We start from the raw sequence: 19,750 nt of genomic DNA on the forward strand, positions 1-19,750 counted from the left end.
ATTTTGCAAATCTATTTCACATATTCTGATTCAGCAAATTCTTAAAACATTAAAACAATGAAATTAAAATGCCTAAAGATCCTTATCCTATTATTAATTTCTACAGGTCTAAAAGCCCAAAATATAGTAGGAGAGGTAGAATATCGCTACCGGATATTCTATGATAAAATATACTCCAATTTGCCTCACATTACTGAGCAAGAAAAGGATAGGATCCTACTCACTTGGAGTAATCCTGAAGGCTATAGTACTCGGATGAAACTTCAGTTTTGGCCGGAAAAAAGTCTTTATACATTTGGGGAACCCTATCAAGTCCAAAGCTATTCTTGGCAGGTAAAAGACTATTTCATTGAAAACAATTTTGAAGACCAGACCTATTTGAAGTACATGGATCAAATGGGCAAAACTTACATCGTCCGTGACAGCTTAAATACTCCAAAATGGAGAGTAATGAACGAAATACGTGATATACTGGGTCACATGTGCATGAAAGCTGTGTCTGAAGACAGCATTAAAGGCCAAAAGATCGCTGCTTGGTTCGCCTCAGATATCCCCGTTCCAACGGGTCCGGAGGAGCAATTCGGGCTTCCAGGTTTGATTTTGGCTTATGATATTAATGATGGTATGCTCATCGTAGAAGCCGAGAAAATCACTTTTGGAGAACCTGAAGAAATCATCTCCCTGCCAAAGAGAATGAGAGGGAGAGAAGTATCAGGTACTGAATATCTAGACATAGCTCGGGAGTTTATCCAAACTTCCATCGAAAGCAGGAGAGCTTGGATGTGGGAAATAAGGTATTGAGAAGGCTGTAGGAAAATATCCCTAAAGTAGATATTGATCTTCTATTAAGTGGTGAAATGGAATTTAAGTCACTTCGTTTCTATTTTCAATTTCACCGAGCCGATACTATGCCAAATTCTCAATAGAATGATTTTCTGGTAATTACATCCTTCCTTCAGATAGGTTAATTGGCAGTATGGAAATAGCGTCTTTTAGGAAACGGTAAACCTACCTGACCAAAAAAGACGTTAGCTTAATGGAATAGTTAAAAATGAAACGTATGCAAATCTAAAGATTCGAAGAAGACTTAGTCACTTACCGACTGGATTATGAAAATCCATAAATTAAGGATCTTAATCTAATGGCCATTGATTTTAAAAGTGAAAAACCAGGACTATTAGCTCGTTTTACTACTATCGAAGATGGTACCTTATATTCCGGATCAAACAATTACTGGATTAGAATACAGAGAAGGGTTTATTTGTAACCAAAGTAGAAACTTTGGCCCTAAGAGCCAAAGCTTCACTTAAGTCCATAGAAGAAGGGAGCATAGGAAATCAAAGATGTTTACACCTATCAGAAACTATGATGGATTGAAAGGTTTGATAGCCATGGATCACTATTGAATTCATCCCTTCCAGTTGCAACTTGGAATGAGAAAAAGGATGTTTTGCAAACTATACGTTTGTGGGATGCAGCCTATTTGCTTTTAAAATCAGTTATGGTTTTTCCATTGTATCGATACACCCCATCAGAGCCGAACCAAATGCTGCCATCATTGGCTTCTAAAATTCCAAAAAGCATCTTTCTTTCTTTGGTATTTATTTCGGTTGCTGCGGGTGTTTTATTTAAAAAGGTCTGGGAATAATAATGTGTAAGTACCCAAGATCCTTCTTTAGTTTCTGAACTTGTCCAGATATTTCCTTTCTTATCCTCATGAATGTATCCAATAAAATTCTTGCTGATGTTGGTGAATTTACCCTCACCAGCCTTGAGCGAAGTCGATGGGTCATAGCGCCATAAGCCATCATTTCCACCTAGCCAGATAGTGCCTTTTTTATCTTCGATTAAAGATCGAACATTGGTAAACGGCTTGTCCTTATGGCTTATAATGGTAAATGTTTTTCCGTCATATAGATAGGTGTTGCCCCTTGTGGCAAACCAAAAAGTACCCGTATTGTCTTCAATGATGGAATTGACCTCGTTAGGTGGGCGGGTGAAATTCGGAACTGTTTTCCCTGCTTTATCTTCAACAATAGAATCTTCGGTCAACATAAAATTCTGAAAAGTTTTTCCATCGTACCGGCTCAATCCCCCATTTGTGCCCAACCAGATATTATTTGCTTGGTCCTCATAAATGCTGGTAATCTCATTATTCGGAAGCCCTTCCTTGGTTGTGAAATTTTGAAAGTCTTTTCCATCAAAATAATATACACCTGATCCAATACTTCCAAACCACATATTGCCTTTGCTGTCTTCCAAAACTGAAAAGAAGCGAGCTGAACTTACTTGCTTTGTTACATTGGTAAAGGACTTTCCATCATACCGAAACACCCCTTCCCAGGTAGCCATCCAAATGTTGCCTTTGCCATCTTGCACTATATTACGTACGATTGAATTAGGAGCGTTGGAAGTGTTTGAATTATTGCTTTGGAAATTGGATTGGTTTTTTTCTTGGTCATTTTTGACTTGATCTTTACATGAAGTGTTAAAAACCAACAGCATTAGCCAGGAAAATAATCTTAAGTGTTTTTTCATTTTTTATTTGTTAAGCAGGTCCAAACCTAAAGCTATCCAAAGTCAAGATGGTAAATAGAATGTAAAAAGATTGTAAATCAAGGTAAAATTGAAAGATGACTTCTATTTAACCTTATATTTGAGTAATGAAAAAACTGATACAACCTGCCGGAATCGGAATATTCACCATGATTTTTACCATGATCCTTCTGTGGCCATGGAAGTCAGATGATTTTGCAGAAAACAGAGAAATCAGGTTGAGGAATGTGGGACACCAAATCTTGCTTGCCTCAGGAGATAGCACTTCTAGGGTTTTGCCAATCAAGAGAATCAGCGAGAGTGAATATAGTATTGTATTTGAAAACCCCTTCCAATTTGACCCGGACAGTTTGGTTAAAGTTATTCATAAGGGTTTGGGGGAAGGCTTGGTGGGCAAAAAAGCTGAAGGTAAATACCAAGTTAATGTTGTGGAATGCATAGACAATCAGGTTGTTTACAGTTATCAAATGTCCAGTCACAAAGACAAAACCCTAATTCCATGTCAGGGACGTTTGCAGCCAAAAGATTGCTATAGCATCAAAATCCGGTTTGATCACAATACAATGAGGGTATCCAACTTTTCTGTACCGATCATCATTGGGATTTTGGCCTTTGGCTTTTTGTTGATATACAATAAAAATGCACTTAAGCCCAGCAAGAGTAAGCACATGGGCAATAGTCAATCCGTGGGTATCGGGAAGTTTGAACTGTATCACAGTAAACAGCTTTTGAAAATTGGAACAGAGGAAATCCAACTTTCCCAAAAAGAAAATAAGTTGCTAACCCTATTTGCCTTGCACCCAAACGAAATGCTTGAGAGAGACCACCTGCTAAAAGAAATATGGGAAGATGAGGGGGTATTTGTGGGCAGAAGCCTGGATATGTTTGTCTCCAAACTTCGCAAAAAGCTATTGCTAGACCCGAATATTCAACTCAAAAATATTCGAGGTAGGGGGTATGTACTTCAGGTAAATTAAAAAGTGCCGGAAACATATTGATGCTGCAACTGGTGTTTTAAATTGATAATTATGGAGGTTGATATTTCTACAAAATTCGCTGAGCTTCAGGACTATTTGCATTTGGGAGAAATAGACCTAGATCATTGATAATTCCGTACATTTCCAATTGCAAATTGGAAATAATAGAAGGGTGTTTTGCGAAACCAGCCTGAGGAAGGCGTAAACCACAGCGAGGGGAGACCTTAAAAAATGCGGTAATAATATAGATATGGACGGCGTTGATCTGCATCCTTCTGGTCAAAGCCATAAAGACAATAGCAAAATTCGGGTGATATCTGTCCAATCTGGTCGCCTTTATTTTTGTTAAAATCGTATTGCATAAATGGCTTGATAAGCCCATTTATGGAACCAGGCATACCACTCCAGAGTGTAGTACATTGGGATCTGTTTTCTCAATCTACTTAAGAGGTGCCCAATTGCTATCCAAGTACAGACCAAATGATAAATCAAAAATTATTTAGGACAGCATTGAACTGGGGTGAAGAGAGATTTAAATAACAATATAAAATGTTATCTTTTTTCATTCTTATGAGAATAAAAGACATCAGCTGAGAAAGGTATGGGCTACACTTATGCAGGCTTACCCTGGTTTTTAAAATCTCTTTCAGACACTGGTGTTTTTATTTTTATAAAATTCTTCTACCTTTGGTCACGTAAACTTTAGGGGTGCTGGTCTTTAGGACTGGCTGAGATAAGACCCTTTGAACCTGATTCCGGCTAATACCGGCGAAGGGAAAAGTCTTTCTGCATTTGTATCATGTCATTCTTTAGGGAATGGTGATTTTTGTATATACTTTTTCTATAGGGATTCCCCTCTGGTTTACAGCCATTTAATTTTCAAAAATGATAACTGTAAACGTAAATAATACCCGCCATACTTTGCCTTCACAAACTAGCCTTCAGGACCTGTTGACGCAGCTTGATATTTCTGACAAAGGAATCGCTGTTGCCGTTAACAATGAAATTATCTCTAAAAATGAATGGAGCAGTCGTGCTTTGGCAGAAGGTGAAAATGTGCTTGTGATAAGGGCAACACAGGGCGGGTAATATAAAATGAAGGCTGCGGAAGGTTTCTTCTGCAGAAGAAATTATCAAATACAAAAATTATTCTACCTATGAAAAAGGACCAGACGCCAAACCAGCACGTCATTAGTCGTGCACCTTTTCCAAATTCAGAAAAGAGCTATGTTAGTGGGGAATTATATCCGGACATTAAGGTTCCAATGAGAAAAATTTTCCTAAGTGATACTGTGGACAAATTTAACGGAAAAGTAGAGAAGAATGAACCGGTTCTTGTTTATGACACCAGCGGCCCATATACAGATCCTTCAGTTGAGATTGATGTGCGTAAGGGGCTTATGCCTTTACGAAACAGTTGGATTTCCAGCAGGGAAGATGTCGAGCAATTAGGGGGGCTTTCTTCTGCCTATGGTAGGGAAAGGGAAGAAAATTCAAAATTGGATGGGCTGCGTTTCAAAAGGAATAGAAAACCTTTAAAGGCGCAACCTGGAAAAAACGTTACCCAGATGCACTATGCACGGAAAGGCATCATTACACCTGAGATGGAGTTTATCGCCATTCGTGAAAATCAGAAACTGGAAAAAATCAAACAGATTTCAGATCAACACCCTGGGAATAGTTTTGGGGCGAGCATTCCAAAAGCCATTACTCCAGAATTTGTAATGGAAGAAGTGGCGCGTGGAAGAGCAATTATTCCTTCCAATATCAATCACCCCGAAAATGAGCCAATGATTATTGGCCGTAATTTCCTGGTAAAGATCAATGCTAACATTGGAAATTCAGCGGTATCTTCTTCTATTGAGGAAGAAGTGGAGAAAGCGGTATGGGCCTGTCGTTGGGGAGCAGATACAATTATGGATCTTTCCACCGGAAAGAATATCCATGAAACACGGGAGTGGATTTTAAGAAATTCTCCCGTACCTATTGGAACAGTACCTATTTATCAGGCACTAGAAAAAGTAAATGGAAAAGCAGAAGAGCTTACTTGGGAAATTTTTAGGGATACCCTCATTGAGCAAGCTGAGCAGGGGGTGGATTATTTTACCATTCATGCTGGGGTCCGTTTGGCCTATGTTCCGCATACTGCCAAAAGGGTTACCGGACTGGTCTCCCGTGGAGGTTCCATAATGGCAAAATGGTGCCTGGCCCATCACAAAGAAAGCTTTCTATATACGCACTTTGAGGATATTTGTGAAATCATGAAGGCCTATGACGTTTCTTTTTCTCTTGGAGATGGCCTACGTCCCGGGAGTATTGCCGATGCCAATGACTATGCGCAATTTGCAGAGCTTGAAACTTTAGGAGAACTTACTAAGATAGCATGGAAACATGATGTACAGTGTATAATTGAAGGTCCAGGACATATTCCAATGCATATGATCAAGGAAAATATGGATAAGCAACTGGAGGTATGCGGGGAAGCTCCTTTTTACACTTTAGGGCCATTAACCACAGATATTGCACCCGGATACGACCACATCACTAGTGGTATCGGTGCCGCCGTGATCGGCTGGTATGGATGTGCCATGCTTTGCTATGTGACACCAAAAGAACATTTAGGTTTACCAAACCGAGACGATGTTAAAGAAGGTGTGATTACTTATAAGATTGCAGCACATGCAGCCGATCTGGCAAAAGGACATCCTGGAGCACAGCATAGGGATGATGCTTTGAGTAAAGCGAGATTTGAATTCCGATGGGAAGATCAATTTAATCTTGCACTTGATCCAGATACCGCCAGGGCTTATCACGATGAAACTTTACCTTCTGATAATGCCAAAGTAGCACATTTCTGTTCTATGTGTGGTCCCAATTTCTGCTCCATGAAGATCACCCAAGATGTACGGAAATTTGCGGAAGAAAATGGCATGGATACCGAAGAAGCGATTGAAGAAGGCATGAAAAAGAAATCGCAAGAATTCAAGGATAAAGGAAGCCAGGTTTATCTTTAATAGCGATTTAGATGCTTGTCCTCATCACTCTGGAAAAAAACAGCGATACTGAAAAGGAACAACTCACTCAATTTTTTGAGAGTGGACTGTCACTTTTACATGTTCGAAAACCCGAAATATCGGAAGAAGAATTACGGTCATGGTTGTCTGGATATGAAGAAAGTTACCTTCGGAAAATGGTACTCCATCAACATCATCGTTTAGCTGCGTCTTTTCCTGTTAAGGGAATTCATTTGACGGAACATTTAAGAAGTAAAAAGAAGGAGCTGGTTCAGTATATAGAGCGGTACAAAATAGGAGGTTTTACTGTGAGTTCCTCGTTTCACGATCCTGAAAAGATAAAAAATGAAGCTTCATTATTTGATTATAGTTTTTTGAGTCCAGTTTTCACTTCTATTTCTAAAGACGGATATGAAGGGCAGGGATTTGATGTAAAAAAATTGCCTTTCAAAACAATCGCCTTAGGTGGAATTAAAACAGAGAAAATTTGCAAAGCCGAGGAACTGGGATACGGTGGTGTAGCAATATTAGGAGCCATATGGCAGAGTGATAATAAGCAAGGGGCTTTTACAGAAATTTTTAATGAGTACAACAATGTTTTCCAATAACAGGCCATTTGTATTGAGTATCGCTGGATTCGACCCATCAGGAGGAGCTGGATTACTTGGGGATATTAAGACCGTTGAAAGTTTAGGCTGTTATGGATTGGCCGTAAATACTGCCAATACTATTCAAACTGACCTGCAATTCTGCGCTTGCCACTGGAATTCCGAAGAAATCATTCTCCACCAGCTAAAGCTATTGCTCGATAGTTTTCCTGTGGAAATGGTAAAAATTGGGATCATTGAAAATAGACAGCTTTTAATTACTGTCATCGATGAATTGTTGCAGAGAAACAAAGACACCAAGATTATTTGGGATCCGGTGTTGAAATCTAGTAGCGGATTTTCTTTTCAGCAGCTGGATGCTTTTCAGGCGGATGTGAATTTTATTTTGGAGAAGATATTTTTGGTGACCCCAAATTTTGACGAACTACAATGGTTTTATCCCGAGCGTACTGTTGAAGAAAGTATTAGAATGCTATGCAGCAAAACCAACCTGCTCTTGAAAGGCGGACACCGTAAAGAAAAAATTGGACTTGATGAACTGTTTACTACGGCGGGAAAACACTTCACATTCTCACCAACCCGAACTGACTGTTCAGAGAAACACGGCAGTGGCTGTGTGCTATCATCTGCAGTTACCGCTTTTTTGGCATTAGGTCTTCCGCTTCCGGAAGCCTGCCAAAAGGCAAAAAATTATACAGAAAAGCTATTGGCATCAAACAAAACTTTACTAGGCTATCACAAATTATGATTTCAAACTTACACTATATATCACAAGGAGAAACGCCCGAAGAACACCTGAGGAATATTCATCGAATTTGTTTGGCAGGTGCGGATTGGGTACAACTGCGGCTTAAAGATGAAACTTTAGAGACGGTTGTTAAAACTGCAAGAGCAGCAAAAGAGATTTGCGATCTTTTAAAAGTGAAACTGATCATAAACGATTATCCGGAAGTGGCAAAACAAGTAGATGCGCACGGTATACATTTGGGCAAAAAAGACTGCTGTCCACTGGAGGCCAGAGCGCTTTTGGGAACAAACAAGATCATTGGTGGCACTGCTAATACGCTGGAGGACTGTGAAGCTTTATGCAAAAAAAAGGTGGATTATATAGGTCTTGGTCCTTTTCGGTTTACCACAACCAAGAAGGATTTGAGTCCGGTATTGCGAGCAGAAGGTTACCGAAAGCTTTTGGGCCGTCTTCACAGCAGTGGAAAGTCAATTCCGGTAATTGCGATAGGAGGCATAACTGCACCAGATGTCTCCATATTGGTAGAAAGCGGAGTCCATGGCTTGGCTATTTCAGGAGGGTTAACCTCATTGGAAGACCCAGAAAAATTGCTTAAGGAAATTCAATATCAATTTTTAGGAAAAAAATTATGAGCAAAACAGATCAATTAATAATAGCAGATAAGAGTTTTTCTTCCCGATTATTTACAGGAACAGGAAAATTCAGTTCTCTACAAGTAATGCAACAAGCGATTTTGGCTACGGAAAGTGAACTAGTGACAATGGCTTTGAAAAGAGTCGATCCAGGCAATGATGATGATCAAATGATTACAGCGCTGAAAGGTCCAAATATCAGTCTGCTTCCCAATACCTCAGGAGTAAGAAATGCAAAAGAAGCAGTATTTGCCGCTAAAATGGCAAGAGAAGCACTGGAAACGAATTGGGTGAAAGTGGAAATTCATCCCGATCCTAAATATTTACTTCCGGATACTGTAGAGACTTTGAAGGCCTGCAAAGAACTTATTGATCTAGGCTTTGTGGTGATGCCTTACATTCATGCGGATCCGGTATTGTGCAAGCGACTTGAAGAAGTGGGGGCGCAATGTGTGATGCCTTTAGGAGCACCTATTGGTAGCAACAAAGGATTGAAGACCCTGGACTTTCTAGAAATCATTATTGAACAAAGCAATGTGCCGGTGATAATAGATGCCGGGATAGGTAGCCCATCCCAAGCCACACAGGCCATGGAGCTTGGGGCTGACGCCGTGCTTGTCAACACCGCCATCGCAGTTTCTCCTAACCCGGTAGAAATAGCAAAAGCTTTTAAACTAGCGGTAAAAGCGGGAAGAATGGCCTTTAAAGCACAGCTAGCCCCACAAAGAAACCAAGCTGAAGCAAGTAGCCCATTAACACGATTTTTATATGAGTAGTTTTATAAATACATTAGACCGGTATTCATGGGATGAGGTACTGGCTAGTATCTTATCAAAAAACGAGGCGGATGTCCAGATTGCGCTACAGAATCCTAAGTGTGGTTTGGAGGGTTTTAAAGCATTGATCTCTCCCGCAGCCAAACCATTTCTAGAACAGATGGCTCGGCAAAGCAAAGAAATTACCAAAAAACGATTTGGGAATACCATGCAAATGTACGCGCCCATGTATTTAAGCAACGAGTGCCAGAATATCTGTACCTATTGTGGGTTTAGCATGACCAATAAAATCCCTAGAAAAACGCTCACCGATACAGAAATTATTAAAGAAGCGGAATTTTTAAAATCCAAGGGCTACGACCATATCCTGCTGGTAACCGGTGAAGCCAATAAAACAGTAGGAGTGGACTATATAAGCAATGCGGTACAGATTCTAAAATCTTATTTTTCTAATATCACGATAGAAATTCAGCCATTGGAGCAGGATGAATATGAAAGATTAATTGAGGACGGACTGTATGCCACTCTGGTGTATCAGGAAACCTACCATCGAGAAACCTATAAAATGCATCATCCAAAAGGTAAAAAGGCTAATTTCGATTATCGTTTGGATACCGCAGACCGTTTAGGTAGGGCCGGAATCCATAAGATAGGAATAGGGGCATTATTTGGACTGGAAGACTGGAGAGCGGACAGCTTCTTTACCGCCCTTCATTTAAAATATTTGCAAAAGACCTATTGGAAAACCAGGTATTCTATTTCATTTCCACGCTTACGTCCGTTTAGTGGAGGCCTGGAACCAAAAGTAGCAATGACTGATTCAGATTTGCTGCAGCTTATTTGCGCCTATCGCTTAATGGATGAAGATGTGGAGCTTTCCATTTCCACACGGGAAAGTGAAACTTTCAGGGACCATATTGTTCATTTGGGAATCACCTCAATGAGTGCTGAATCCAAAACCAATCCGGGAGGGTATGTGGTAGAACCGGAATCTCTGGAGCAATTCCAAATTTCAGATGAACGGAGCACAGCGCACATTGCCAAAATGCTTTCAGAGAGTGGCCTGGAACCTGTTTGGAAAGATTGGGATAAAAGCTGGTAATTATGCTTCAAGGGAAAGTAGGCATAGTATTACATATTGGACACATTCCTATACCTATTTTGGAATTGAAAAGTAGAATTAATGAATAGAAGCCCAAATGATTTACACCTTAACCAGCACTTGTGAACCTACTGAACTTTCATAGCCCCCCCTTTCTTATGAAATGCAACTGTTATAGATAGAAAAGCAATTCAACTTCCTTTTCTCAGCAGTTGGAGTTTATAGAACGTAAGAAAATCTTGCTCCACTCCAATAAATTCATCATTTCTGAGTGCGTAGAAGGGCTTATCTAACTTTTCAATGTTTAAAATGCTGCCAATATTGTAGGGGACAATGATTTCATTGGAAAGGATAGAATCTTGGTATATGACTTTCAGCACCTGGTTTTGAAAGTCTTTGTATTTAGGGTAGTTTTCTCGAAGCTTTAATTCATTTTGAATAAAAATGTCTTCCTCAATACCTTCCTCATAAAAAACAACTGTTCCTTTATCGGTCACAAAAAACTGCCTGATCCTTCCATCAAGCATTTTAATATAGTCTATGTATTGATTTTTTTCTGGATGTTCACCATTGTCTAAAAACTTTGATGGTTTAAAATCAACAGTACTTAAGTAGGTTTCTCCATTTGTTAAGTCGTAAATATGTACCAATGGCTCATTGCTTAGGGCCAGGTGAAGTCTATTTCCCGATATTCCAAATTGGATTATGGGTCTTTCAAAGTATTTGCTGGTGGAATATCTTGAGGTACTTGGTATCCTAATTAATGGCACTGATCCTCCTGTTTTAGGATCAATTTTTTCTAAAAGAAAGTTGTCCCGGATGAAATGTGTCTCATAAGGATTTGCTCCATCTCTGCCCGGATAAAAACTGATCAATGAATCATTATAATATTCCAGATTTTTAATAAAGCCACCTCCGTCCTGTGATTGGCTCAGAAATGAAAGCTTTATTTCTTGCTTCAAAGTTAAATTCGTCTTTAACTCATACAGCCAGCCCATAAAACTAGCTGCAAAAAGCCTTCCATCCTCCGTATATTTTAGTTGAGTTGGATATTGAACTTTTCCCGGACCTTCCTTTGGATAAGAAATTTCATAGCTGATTTTACCACTAGAGTCAAACGCAACCAGTTTATTTTCTTCAAAATTATAAAAAACGCCTTTGCCTTGTCTAAAATCTCCACCATCAACAGTTCCTAAATAGTCTACTTGAATGGAATCCAAGATTATGAGTTCCCATTCCTTTGTAAAAGCCACTTTATCTGAGACTTCTTTTTTTGAACAAGCTATATGGAAGATAGAAAGAATAACTAATGCTAAATACTTAAATTTCATTTTCTTACCAGTTGAAGTTTATAAAAAGTAAGGTAATCTTGTTCCTCTCCAATAAATTCATCATTTCTAAGCGCAAAGAAGGGTTTATCTGCGGACTCGATATTTAGAATTATTTTGATTTTTGAAGGAATGATTAACTCATTGGACCAGCCTTGTCCATGCCTATAGATTTTAAGATAATTTTTAAGAAATTCAGGATAGCGAGGATAATTCTCTCTTTCCTTTAATTCATTATTCACAAAAGTATCTCCATCAATTCCACCATGATAGCTAACAATGATATGATCCGGATCAGAATAAACGGCCTTAATTCCAGCTTCATACATTTTCATTTTTTCATGATAGGTAACAGGTGTTTTCTGTCCTGGAATCAATTTAAAATCGCTTGGGTTCATAGCAATACTCCTTTTCCAAAGGATACTATCCCCCATGGCATACACATGTATGAGGGGTTCATTGGAAAAGGTAAGGTACAAACTGTCTTTTTCTATAATGAAATTAATGTCAGGCCGATCAAAAAAATCATCACTACTATATTGCGATGCTTGAGGGGTCCTTACTACCGGTTTGGAAGTTTTTGTTTTAAGATCATATAATTCCAAAAAAGGGTAGTCTCTATAAAAGTGGTCAATGTATGGGCTGATACCGTTTCGTCCCGGATACCACAGGAGTATTTTCTCATTCCAAACAGCAATATTTCTTCGGTTATAGGCACCTCCTCTGGCTTCACCCATAAAAGGCATTTTCAAACGTTCCTTTATGTTAAGATTGGCATCGAAATGATAGATGTCACTAAATGAAGTGGTCCCAAAATATTCTCCCTTATATTCAATTAAGGTTTCTAAAAATAGAACAGATTCCGGGCCTTCTTGCGGGAATTCTTTATTTACCAAAATAGTACCTAATGAGTCAAACTTAATCAAACCATTGTTTGACGAAGTTTTAATAAGCCCAATTCCATTTGAAAAAATTCCTTCTCTTACATCAGCTAAGTAGTCTACCTGAATAGAGTCCAAAATTACAAGTTCCCATTCATTGGAATCCGCACTACTGTTGAAGGTTTTGGTTCCATCAGTGCAAGCATAGACCGATACCAATAGCAAAATCAGGAGATTACGTACTTTGATCATTTGGGATTAAGTTTTTTTTATAAAGGCTTAACGTTTTTTCCTCCCACTTTGCATCAGGTAATCTTTTTGTCAATACCCTGAAACCATTTTCTTATTCTACTGTGAACTATGAAGTTAATAAAAAATAAAATTCATGGACGAATTTTATAAGATTTATTAAATTGAGGCTTCTACCTATTTTAAGGTAACGTCTTTACCGTAGTAAGTGACAACGTTCGAGCATTAAGGAGAGGGACAGAGAAAAGACCTTTAGGAACAAGAAGTGACAGATACAGAAACACCAGCCACTAGGGTGAATCAAATACATAAACAAATCGTTATCTTTAAAAGGATAAAATTGAATTGAATGAAAGGTATAAATTACGTAACCGATGAGAATGACAGGAAAGTGGCTGTCCAGATAGACCTGAAAAAACACGGGAGACTGTGGGAAGATTTTTATGACAATCTGGTAGCAGAGCAAAGGAAAAACGAGGAAAAAATACCACTGACTGAATTGATCAGTTCCTTGAAAGAAGAAGGAAAGCTGGATGAATTACTATGAGATAACCGTCAGCAAGTCGGCCCCAAAAGAACTATTCAAATTGCCCAACCAGGTCAATAATAAACTTATCAAGACCATAATGGCTCTGTCAGAGGAACCAAGGCCTGTTGGTGCCAAAAAGCTTCGTGGCGGGTCTGACAACTGGCGTATCAGGGTAGGTGATTATAGGGTGGTATACTCCGTTGACGATGAAATACTGGTGGTGGATGTCAGAAAAGTCGGCTACAGAAAGGATATTTACGATTGATCAGCCAAGGATAACTAAAGAGCGTCTTGGTTTAGAATCGTCTAAAATTTTGAACAGTGTTTGATGGAAATTGAAAACCCATTCTAATCAACCATTCCTTGGTTATTAAATCGGGCAGTACTCATTTGTAATTCCTACGAGAATAAACCCTGGGGGAAGCACCGAGATTAACCCGTTTATTAGAAACTTCTTCTATAATATTATAAACCCAGGTCCAGACGGACAAAAGCCAATTCATCCTGGATATTTAAGTAGAGCCATATTTTGCCATCCTTTAAAAATGGCTTTTGCGGTATGAAATTAGAAAAAAGCTTCCCGATACCATCTGGAACTTCAGTTTCTTTGATTACTTCAAAGGAATCATTAAGAATACTGATAAATACTTTTTGGTCATTCATTTCGGGTAGGCCTTTGTCATTTAATTTTGGTAGGCCAATGGTAGAAATTCTGACATATTTATCAGTAGTGGCTTCTGTCATTAAAGGTAAAAATGTGACTTCTTTCTCAATCTCTAATTTCCGAATCGTGAATTCTTCTCTTGAATTGACATCTTTGATATAAGTGCCGGTTTTTTCTGAGGCCGTTAATGTAGGTAGACAGGGATAATACTTTAAGTTTTGCTCAACTAAATCATATACTGCAATTTTGCTGAATACGGGATTTGTGATCACGAGTTTATTTCCCAATTGAACAATTTCTGTATTTTGGGGAGAAATTGATGCACCTCTTCCTTGCTGATGTCTAACTGTAAAATCTTCTGCCTTCTCAAATCCATTTAGTTTTACTTTCCTTAAAACATCTGTTTCTTCATTTACAATAGCAAAAAATATTCCTCCGGTATCATGATTCTGAATCAAGCCAAACGTTGTTTTATAGTCCTTTGAAGGGATAATTTTAGAGGTAAATTGTTCTCTTTTTATTAATTGTTCTCCTTTAAAATTACGCCCAATCAATAGGTACTTTTTCAGTTTTTGTTTATCAAAATTGAAAATGCTTGTGGAATAATGACTGGTCAAAATTAAATTGTTGTTGACATCTGAGCTTACTGCATAAACGTAATCACCAAATCCATTAGGCCCTTCCACATCAAATATCATCTTTTCTTCATAGGCCAATGTTTCCAAGTTTATCCTTTCCAAATAGGGACTAGTTCCACCGGAAATAAACAAATATTTTTTATCATGGCTAATACCGGACTGATAAATCCCCCATTTCAGGTTAATAATATCATCGCCAGTAGCTATCATGACCGTATCAACAGTTATGTCCAAGCCATCAACTCCATTAAACGTAGAAGAAGATTGATTGCAGGAATACAATAGAAGAATTCCCGCCCATAAATAGCCAAAATGTTTCATGTCTCTAATTTGACCTAATCTTTCTAATAATCAAATTCTTAGGACTAAAATTTCAGTTTAAGGTTTTGGAAATTGATTTGAGAAGGGTAGGTGGTGAAAAATTTACCAATCACTCTCCATATATGATTTGATTTAAATTTTTTCTGGGGCTAATAGATTTTTCTAGCTGCTTTACAAGAGGTGATTTGAACTTGTTATTGTCTTGTTTTAGAATGTAATAGAATTATATTATATTAGTTGAAGTAAGAATGATCACTTCAAAATGGGGAAATTGAAAAAGCGGTTTATCATTGCTAGTATGGGTATGGCAATTTTATTGATGACTTTCGGTTCTTTTGGATCTTTTTATCCTTTAGATGTCGGTTTTTATACCTCAATTGGGGCTGCCATAGTATGGTTTTATTTGAGCTATTATGGGTTTAAAAGGTTTCAAACAAAAAAGTAGATTCAATCTTATCTTTGCTGGTAGGGGGATATTAACTTCAAATGAACGAGGATTAGATTTTTTTACTCCTTTAAGGGGCTATTCAATTTGGGTGCTAGTCTTTTATTTGCTTGATTGGAAGAAGCAATTCCTGCCACCCAAATAAGTAGTTCTTTTTTTTGATAAATTACGAGGAATTAGGATAAAATTACAGCATGTCAAACATTAATCTAGCTCTCTATATATTCTTATTCACTACCAGTTCATAGAAAAAATCCCTGTAATTTCCCCCAATGGTGATGTGAAGGTCTTTGTCAATTAATTTGACCTTGTTTCGACTGATGATTTCTATTTGGTTTACAGAGACGATATAGGATTTGTGAATACGGATAAATCCTTTTGAGAAAAGGCTCATTTCGTAGTGTTTGATGGAGTTTAGGGTGAGGATGGGTTTGTCTTCACCGATGAGATATATTTTGACATAATCTTTGTAGCCTTGAAGGTAGGCAATGTCCTTGAGGCTAACTTTTTTTGTGAAATGCTCTACTTTTACAAAAATAAACCTTGATGATTCATCATTTTGACTTTCCTGATAACTGGACTGAACGGGTGCTGCTGGCAGTGCGTTTGGATTATTGATGACCTTACCTACCGCCTGGAAAAAACGGCTGAAACTGATAGGTTTTAGGAGGTAATCAATGGCATTAATTTCAAAGCCTTTTACGGCGTATTCACTGTAAGCGGTGGTAAATATGACCTTGGGTTTGTTAGCGAGACTTTCATAGAATTTTATTCCATTGATATCTGGCATATTGATGTCAAGAAACATTAGTTTGACCTCTTCATGAACAATGCAATCCATGGCCTTTAAGGGTGAGTCAAATTTCCCCTTTAGCTCAAGCATAGGCATTCTTGAAATATAATCTTCCAATATATCAAGAGCCAGCACTTCATCATCTATGATAATACAGTTGATTTTCATTTTTTTATTTTTAGAAAGGCCTTAAATGTGCTGTTTTCGTGGATCTGCTTGAAGCTGTGTTTTCCCGGGTAAAGCAACTTCAACCTTTTCTTAAGGTTCTCAATACCAACCCCAGTTTTGTTGGTATTGATATTCCTGTCATCTCTTTTTACTATGCTGTTGATTACAGAAAGCAGTATTTCATTGTTGTCTTCCTTAAAGGAAATAAGGATAAAAGAAGGCGTAACGTAGCTTATGCCATGCTTAAAAGCGTTTTCTATTAAAGTAATGAACAACAGTGGCTCAACGGTATAATTTTCATTTGTAAGCGAAAAATAACATTTGATTTGAGGCGCATTGTTGTCAGAAAATTTGAGCTTTTCCAGGTTTACATAATTTTTTATGAAATCTACTTCCTGATGAATAGGTACCTTATCTTTCCCCGATTCATACAAAACATACCTGAGCATGTTTGACAGCAACATAATCGAAGGAGTAGTGTTTTCGGATTTCCGACTTGCCAGAGAATAGATATTATTTAGGGCATTAAACAGGAAATGGGGATTAAGTTGGTTTTTTAGGAAGTTCAACTCTTTGATGATTTTTTGCCGCTCAAGTTCATCAAATTTTTTGTGTTCCTGTTCAAACTTTGTAATAAGCTCTATAACTGTTCCCAAGGCCATAATAAGTATGAACCGAAAAAAGGAAGGTATCCAAAAAAACATCTGCCTTTTTCCATCAGGAAATCTTGGACTCGGTCTATCTCCTCCAATAGGGGAGAAGTCCATAAAGGTATATTGGAAGAATATATAGAGGGCAAGGAATGAGGTTAGGAACAAGGCATATTTTAAATACTTCCTTTGAAAGATTAACTTAGGAATCAACCAAATAATGTTGATTAAATAAAAAATGATTATGCTACTGTTGGAAATGCTAAAATAAAAATTGGGGCGTATTTCTTGGTTTTTATTAGAAATAATAAAAAATACTGGGGATAAAATTACCCCCAGTATTAAGAAATGAACCAATGTCTTTAAAATTACTTTTTTTTCTATTTTCAACATTTAGAAGGCTTTGATAAATTTAATCCTCTTCATCATAATATACAAAAGGCTCAAATTCATAGATGTCATCAAACCTTAAGCTGGAACTTCGTCCTAAAAGGACATAGGCCCTGTCGTATACTGAAAAGGCTGAAGCACCGGCTCTATAAACAGCTTCCAGTGGGGTTTTTTCTTCCCAGGTATCATCTGAAGGATTGTATTCCCAAGTACTACCCAAAACAGAACCCACTGATCCGCCTACAATATAGCCATAAGATCCAATTGAAAATGCACTGGCTTCACTTCTCACCACTGCATAATCATCGCTATAGTCCAAATCATTTTTCCGTGTCCATTCTAGGCTATTGCCATTTAAAGCCCAGAAATCATATTCATAAGAGCCATTATTGATTCCGGTACCAATATAGGCAACATCTCCGATTACAAATACGGAAGCACTCTGACGCTTGGCTCCCCCCATTGAAATAATTTGGGTCCAGGAATCACTTGTAGGATCGTATTGCCAAAAATCTTTTTGCTCACTTCCATCGTAGCCTGTACCTATATATCCTTTTCCTACAAGGGAAAAACCAATAGCATTGTAACGGGCAGTACCCCCAAAGGATGCCACTTCTTTCCATGTGTCATTTTCTTGATCATACTCCCAGAAATCATTGAGTTTGTTGGTACCGTCGTATCCTGTTCCTACATAACCTTTACCGTCAATAGAAAAGGCTACAGCATTGCTACGCGCTTCTCCTGGAAAATCAGCTTTCTTTATCCAATAATCTCCGTCAGAATTGTATTCCCAGAAATCATTTAGGTATTCTTCTCCTGTGTAACCTCCCATTACAAAGGCACTATTATCAATTGAGAATGAGGCCGCATTGGAGCGATTACTACCTTCAAAATAGGATCTTTGGACCCAGTTGCCTTCCGAGGTTACTTCATCTTCATTGATACAACTACTGAAGAAGAAAACTCCAATAATAGCTCCTATTAACAAACGTGTTTTATTCATAATAATTTAATTTAAAGGAAGAAATACAATATCTAGTTTAATTTTTTGTTGTAATGAGTGAGACGAAAATGCCAAATACCTGGTAGTTAGCGAGGTGCTTTCTGGTAGGGTAATCCATAAAGCATTTCCATTGTCGTAATTTGTATTCAATTGACTGTTTATGAAATCTGTTACTGGAATATCATAGTAGGTGTTTTCATGAAACTGATCATCATAAGCCGTCATACCTACTGAGGCTAAAGAGCCTATGATCTCATTGTTTTTATTGACCATATATACATTGATCGAAAAGGAGGGGGTGTTGAAGTAATTGTTATAAGTTCCCGGTTTCACGGGTAGGTGAAGTATGGCCGAAGAAATAAAGAAGCTCTCGGAAATTTCCTTAAGGCTTTGGGTTTCGGGGAACTCAATTCTGATACCTGATTCATATAGGGGATCCACCATTACCGTCCCCGAGGTTTCTTCCGATGCAATATTGGTGTAGGATTCAAAGCCTTGCAATAGCCCGGAGGATTTATTTACTGTCAAATTTGTGAAATGTTCAGTTCCGCTCTGTACAGTAATTTTGAATTGTGCATTTGTTTGGGAAATGCTAGTGGATGGTTTGTAATAGAAACCTATATAAGAAGCTTCGTTAAAAGACAATATGGGGCCTGTTCCCTCTGTCTCTATTCTCAAACCTTTAAAGTGTTCTTCCAAGTCTTCATTGGTATAGAAAATTGAATTACTTGACTTGGACAGTTCAAAAAGTTCTTGTCCAAATTCATAGGGTAAGGTCACTGTAAGCGAATCCTGATGAGGAAGGGCTTGGATTTTTTGGGACACCAAAGGACTTTCGTTATAGTCAAAGTTTTGGAAGTTATAGATGGCATTTAAATCATCAGGTTCAGGGTTTTCTATAAGTTCATAAATATTGATATCGAAAACAGGAAGGGTGTCATAATGATAACTTTCATAATACAATACCAATACAACAGAGTCCATTTGGGCTTCATCATTCATCCTTATGCCACTTTCAACTCCAAATTGCAAATAAGGAACCGCCTTAATATCTCCTCTTATACTGTCATTGTATGAGCCCAATAAAAAATTTGTCCTGTCATTGGTGACCAAACTATCACTATAATAACTGTACAATAGGATGTCTGTACTTTCAATTAAGCTGACTTCCAGTTGATTATTGTCTTTAGTGACTTCAGGTTGTACTAGTATTTCATTTTCAAAACATCCCGTCATAAAAATGGCCACTGCTGGCATACATAGATATTTGATTGATCT

20 protein-coding genes and 1 riboswitch are annotated in these 19,750 nt (G+C 38.0%); of the genes, 11 read left to right on the plus strand and 9 right to left on the minus strand.

What is annotated here, in order from left to right:
- The first annotated feature begins 57 nt into the window (after positions 1-57).
- The gene (locus AC13EX_RS16750) at positions 58-801 is read left to right on the plus strand and encodes a GLPGLI family protein (protein ID WP_482893559.1); all 744 of its coding nucleotides are present in this window, start codon (positions 58-60) and stop codon (positions 799-801) included.
- A gap of 678 nt (positions 802-1,479) precedes the next feature.
- Here the strand turns inward: AC13EX_RS16750 and AC13EX_RS16755 are convergent.
- A complete protein-coding gene (locus tag AC13EX_RS16755) occupies positions 1,480-2,538 on the minus strand; it encodes a ligand-binding sensor domain-containing protein (RefSeq protein ID WP_482893560.1) in 1,059 nt (352 codons plus the stop codon).
- Positions 2,539-2,663: 125 nt separating this feature from the next.
- Between AC13EX_RS16755 and AC13EX_RS16760 the strand changes: the two genes are divergently transcribed.
- The gene (locus AC13EX_RS16760) at positions 2,664-3,533 is read left to right on the plus strand and encodes a winged helix-turn-helix domain-containing protein (protein WP_482893561.1); all 870 of its coding nucleotides are present in this window, start codon (positions 2,664-2,666) and stop codon (positions 3,531-3,533) included.
- Positions 3,534-3,600: 67 nt separating this feature from the next.
- Here the strand turns inward: AC13EX_RS16760 and AC13EX_RS16765 are convergent, their stop codons facing one another.
- Positions 3,601-3,858 carry a hypothetical protein gene (locus AC13EX_RS16765; RefSeq protein WP_482893562.1) on the minus strand — a complete coding sequence of 86 codons (258 nt, stop codon included), beginning with the start codon at positions 3,856-3,858 and terminating at the stop codon, positions 3,601-3,603.
- A gap of 369 nt (positions 3,859-4,227) precedes the next feature.
- Positions 4,228-4,327, plus strand: a riboswitch (TPP riboswitch).
- Positions 4,328-4,418: 91 nt separating this feature from the next.
- Here AC13EX_RS16765 and thiS point away from each other — a divergent pair.
- The 7 genes from thiS (at position 4,419) to thiH (ending at position 10,413) form a co-directional block, all read left to right on the plus strand.
- On the plus strand, positions 4,419-4,622 hold the full coding sequence (gene thiS / locus AC13EX_RS16770; protein WP_482893563.1) for a sulfur carrier protein ThiS: 204 nt from the start codon (positions 4,419-4,421) through the stop codon (positions 4,620-4,622).
- Positions 4,623-4,690: 68 nt separating this feature from the next.
- Entirely contained in the window at positions 4,691-6,547 is a 1,857-nt protein-coding gene (gene thiC / locus AC13EX_RS16775; protein ID WP_482893564.1) for a phosphomethylpyrimidine synthase ThiC, read from the plus strand.
- A gap of 11 nt (positions 6,548-6,558) precedes the next feature.
- Positions 6,559-7,155 carry a thiamine phosphate synthase gene (locus tag AC13EX_RS16780; protein WP_482893565.1) on the plus strand — a complete coding sequence of 199 codons (597 nt, stop codon included), beginning with the start codon at positions 6,559-6,561 and terminating at the stop codon, positions 7,153-7,155.
- The gene (locus tag AC13EX_RS16785) at positions 7,130-7,903 is read left to right on the plus strand and encodes a hydroxymethylpyrimidine/phosphomethylpyrimidine kinase (RefSeq protein WP_482893566.1); all 774 of its coding nucleotides are present in this window, start codon (positions 7,130-7,132) and stop codon (positions 7,901-7,903) included. The genes AC13EX_RS16780 and AC13EX_RS16785 overlap by 26 nt, the downstream gene beginning before the upstream one ends.
- On the plus strand, positions 7,900-8,535 hold the full coding sequence (gene thiE, locus AC13EX_RS16790; protein ID WP_482893568.1) for a thiamine phosphate synthase: 636 nt from the start codon (positions 7,900-7,902) through the stop codon (positions 8,533-8,535). The genes AC13EX_RS16785 and thiE overlap by 4 nt, the downstream gene beginning before the upstream one ends.
- Positions 8,532-9,311, plus strand: coding sequence for a HisA/HisF-related TIM barrel protein (locus AC13EX_RS16795; RefSeq protein ID WP_482893569.1), 780 nt, complete (start codon positions 8,532-8,534; stop codon positions 9,309-9,311). The genes thiE and AC13EX_RS16795 overlap by 4 nt, the downstream gene beginning before the upstream one ends.
- Positions 9,304-10,413: a 2-iminoacetate synthase ThiH gene (thiH, locus tag AC13EX_RS16800; RefSeq protein ID WP_482893571.1), complete on the plus strand. Its 1,110-nt coding sequence runs from the start codon at positions 9,304-9,306 to the stop codon at positions 10,411-10,413. The genes AC13EX_RS16795 and thiH overlap by 8 nt, the downstream gene beginning before the upstream one ends.
- A gap of 191 nt (positions 10,414-10,604) precedes the next feature.
- On the opposite strand, the gene AC13EX_RS16805 is transcribed toward thiH, so the two are convergent.
- Together AC13EX_RS16805 and AC13EX_RS16810 are read right to left on the minus strand one after the other, a co-directional pair.
- Complete coding sequence (locus tag AC13EX_RS16805; RefSeq protein WP_482893572.1) at positions 10,605-11,744, minus strand: hypothetical protein; 1,140 nt, start codon at positions 11,742-11,744, stop codon at positions 10,605-10,607.
- Complete coding sequence (locus AC13EX_RS16810; RefSeq protein ID WP_482893574.1) at positions 11,741-12,874, minus strand: hypothetical protein; 1,134 nt, start codon at positions 12,872-12,874, stop codon at positions 11,741-11,743. Before AC13EX_RS16810 ends, AC13EX_RS16805 begins: the two co-directional genes overlap by 4 nt.
- A gap of 346 nt (positions 12,875-13,220) precedes the next feature.
- On the opposite strand from AC13EX_RS16810, the gene AC13EX_RS16815 reads away from it, so the two are divergent.
- On the plus strand, positions 13,221-13,418 hold the full coding sequence (locus tag AC13EX_RS16815) for a hypothetical protein (RefSeq protein ID WP_482893576.1): 198 nt from the start codon (positions 13,221-13,223) through the stop codon (positions 13,416-13,418).
- On the plus strand, positions 13,405-13,665 hold the full coding sequence (locus AC13EX_RS16820) for a type II toxin-antitoxin system RelE family toxin (RefSeq protein ID WP_482893577.1): 261 nt from the start codon (positions 13,405-13,407) through the stop codon (positions 13,663-13,665). Before AC13EX_RS16815 ends, AC13EX_RS16820 begins: the two co-directional genes overlap by 14 nt.
- Positions 13,666-13,865: 200 nt before the next feature.
- Here the strand turns inward: AC13EX_RS16820 and AC13EX_RS16825 are convergent, their stop codons facing one another.
- From AC13EX_RS16825 to AC13EX_RS16845, 5 genes are all read right to left on the minus strand, one after another.
- Positions 13,866-15,023: a DUF4221 family protein gene (locus AC13EX_RS16825; RefSeq protein WP_482893578.1), complete on the minus strand. Its 1,158-nt coding sequence runs from the start codon at positions 15,021-15,023 to the stop codon at positions 13,866-13,868.
- Positions 15,024-15,685: 662 nt separating this feature from the next.
- Positions 15,686-16,429 (minus strand): LytR/AlgR family response regulator transcription factor, encoded by a 744-nt coding sequence (locus AC13EX_RS16830; protein WP_482893579.1) that lies wholly within the window; start codon positions 16,427-16,429, stop codon positions 15,686-15,688.
- On the minus strand, positions 16,426-17,196 hold the full coding sequence (locus AC13EX_RS16835; protein WP_482893581.1) for a sensor histidine kinase: 771 nt from the start codon (positions 17,194-17,196) through the stop codon (positions 16,426-16,428). Before AC13EX_RS16835 ends, AC13EX_RS16830 begins: the two co-directional genes overlap by 4 nt.
- Positions 17,197-17,491: 295 nt before the next feature.
- Positions 17,492-18,472, minus strand: a complete 981-nt coding sequence (locus AC13EX_RS16840) for a Kelch repeat-containing protein (RefSeq protein ID WP_482893583.1) — start codon at positions 18,470-18,472, stop codon at positions 17,492-17,494.
- Positions 18,473-18,478: 6 nt separating this feature from the next.
- Positions 18,479-19,729 carry a DUF4270 family protein gene (locus AC13EX_RS16845; RefSeq protein ID WP_482893584.1) on the minus strand — a complete coding sequence of 417 codons (1,251 nt, stop codon included), beginning with the start codon at positions 19,727-19,729 and terminating at the stop codon, positions 18,479-18,481.
- Positions 19,730-19,750: the final 21 nt, after the last annotated feature.

The organism is Cyclobacterium sp. L-R (assembly GCF_056859355.1).

Bases quoted from the DNA above. Each gene is read 5' to 3' on its own strand.
- AC13EX_RS16810 (WP_482893574.1), bottom strand. From the start codon at position 12,874: ATGATCAAAGTACGTAATCTCCTGATTTTGCTATTGGTATCGGTCTAT.
- AC13EX_RS16755 (WP_482893560.1), bottom strand. From the start codon at position 2,538: ATGAAAAAACACTTAAGATTATTTTCCTGGCTAATGCTGTTGGTTTTT.
- AC13EX_RS16760 (WP_482893561.1), top strand. From the start codon at position 2,664: ATGAAAAAACTGATACAACCTGCCGGAATCGGAATATTCACCATGATT.
- AC13EX_RS16825 (WP_482893578.1), bottom strand. From the start codon at position 15,023: ATGAAACATTTTGGCTATTTATGGGCGGGAATTCTTCTATTGTATTCC.
- AC13EX_RS16845 (WP_482893584.1), bottom strand. From the start codon at position 19,729: ATGCCAGCAGTGGCCATTTTTATGACGGGATGTTTTGAAAATGAAATA.
- AC13EX_RS16835 (WP_482893581.1), bottom strand. From the start codon at position 17,196: ATGGACTTCTCCCCTATTGGAGGAGATAGACCGAGTCCAAGATTTCCT.
- thiC (WP_482893564.1), top strand. From the start codon at position 4,691: ATGAAAAAGGACCAGACGCCAAACCAGCACGTCATTAGTCGTGCACCT.
- AC13EX_RS16805 (WP_482893572.1), bottom strand. From the start codon at position 11,744: ATGAAATTTAAGTATTTAGCATTAGTTATTCTTTCTATCTTCCATATA.
- AC13EX_RS16820 (WP_482893577.1), top strand. From the start codon at position 13,405: ATGAATTACTATGAGATAACCGTCAGCAAGTCGGCCCCAAAAGAACTA.
- AC13EX_RS16815 (WP_482893576.1), top strand. From the start codon at position 13,221: ATGAAAGGTATAAATTACGTAACCGATGAGAATGACAGGAAAGTGGCT.
- AC13EX_RS16830 (WP_482893579.1), bottom strand. From the start codon at position 16,429: ATGAAAATCAACTGTATTATCATAGATGATGAAGTGCTGGCTCTTGAT.
- AC13EX_RS16840 (WP_482893583.1), bottom strand. From the start codon at position 18,472: ATGAATAAAACACGTTTGTTAATAGGAGCTATTATTGGAGTTTTCTTC.
- AC13EX_RS16795 (WP_482893569.1), top strand. From the start codon at position 8,532: ATGAGCAAAACAGATCAATTAATAATAGCAGATAAGAGTTTTTCTTCC.
- thiH (WP_482893571.1), top strand. From the start codon at position 9,304: ATGAGTAGTTTTATAAATACATTAGACCGGTATTCATGGGATGAGGTA.
- thiE (WP_482893568.1), top strand. From the start codon at position 7,900: ATGATTTCAAACTTACACTATATATCACAAGGAGAAACGCCCGAAGAA.
- AC13EX_RS16785 (WP_482893566.1), top strand. From the start codon at position 7,130: ATGAGTACAACAATGTTTTCCAATAACAGGCCATTTGTATTGAGTATC.
- AC13EX_RS16780 (WP_482893565.1), top strand. From the start codon at position 6,559: ATGCTTGTCCTCATCACTCTGGAAAAAAACAGCGATACTGAAAAGGAA.
- AC13EX_RS16750 (WP_482893559.1), top strand. From the start codon at position 58: ATGAAATTAAAATGCCTAAAGATCCTTATCCTATTATTAATTTCTACA.
- thiS (WP_482893563.1), top strand. From the start codon at position 4,419: ATGATAACTGTAAACGTAAATAATACCCGCCATACTTTGCCTTCACAA.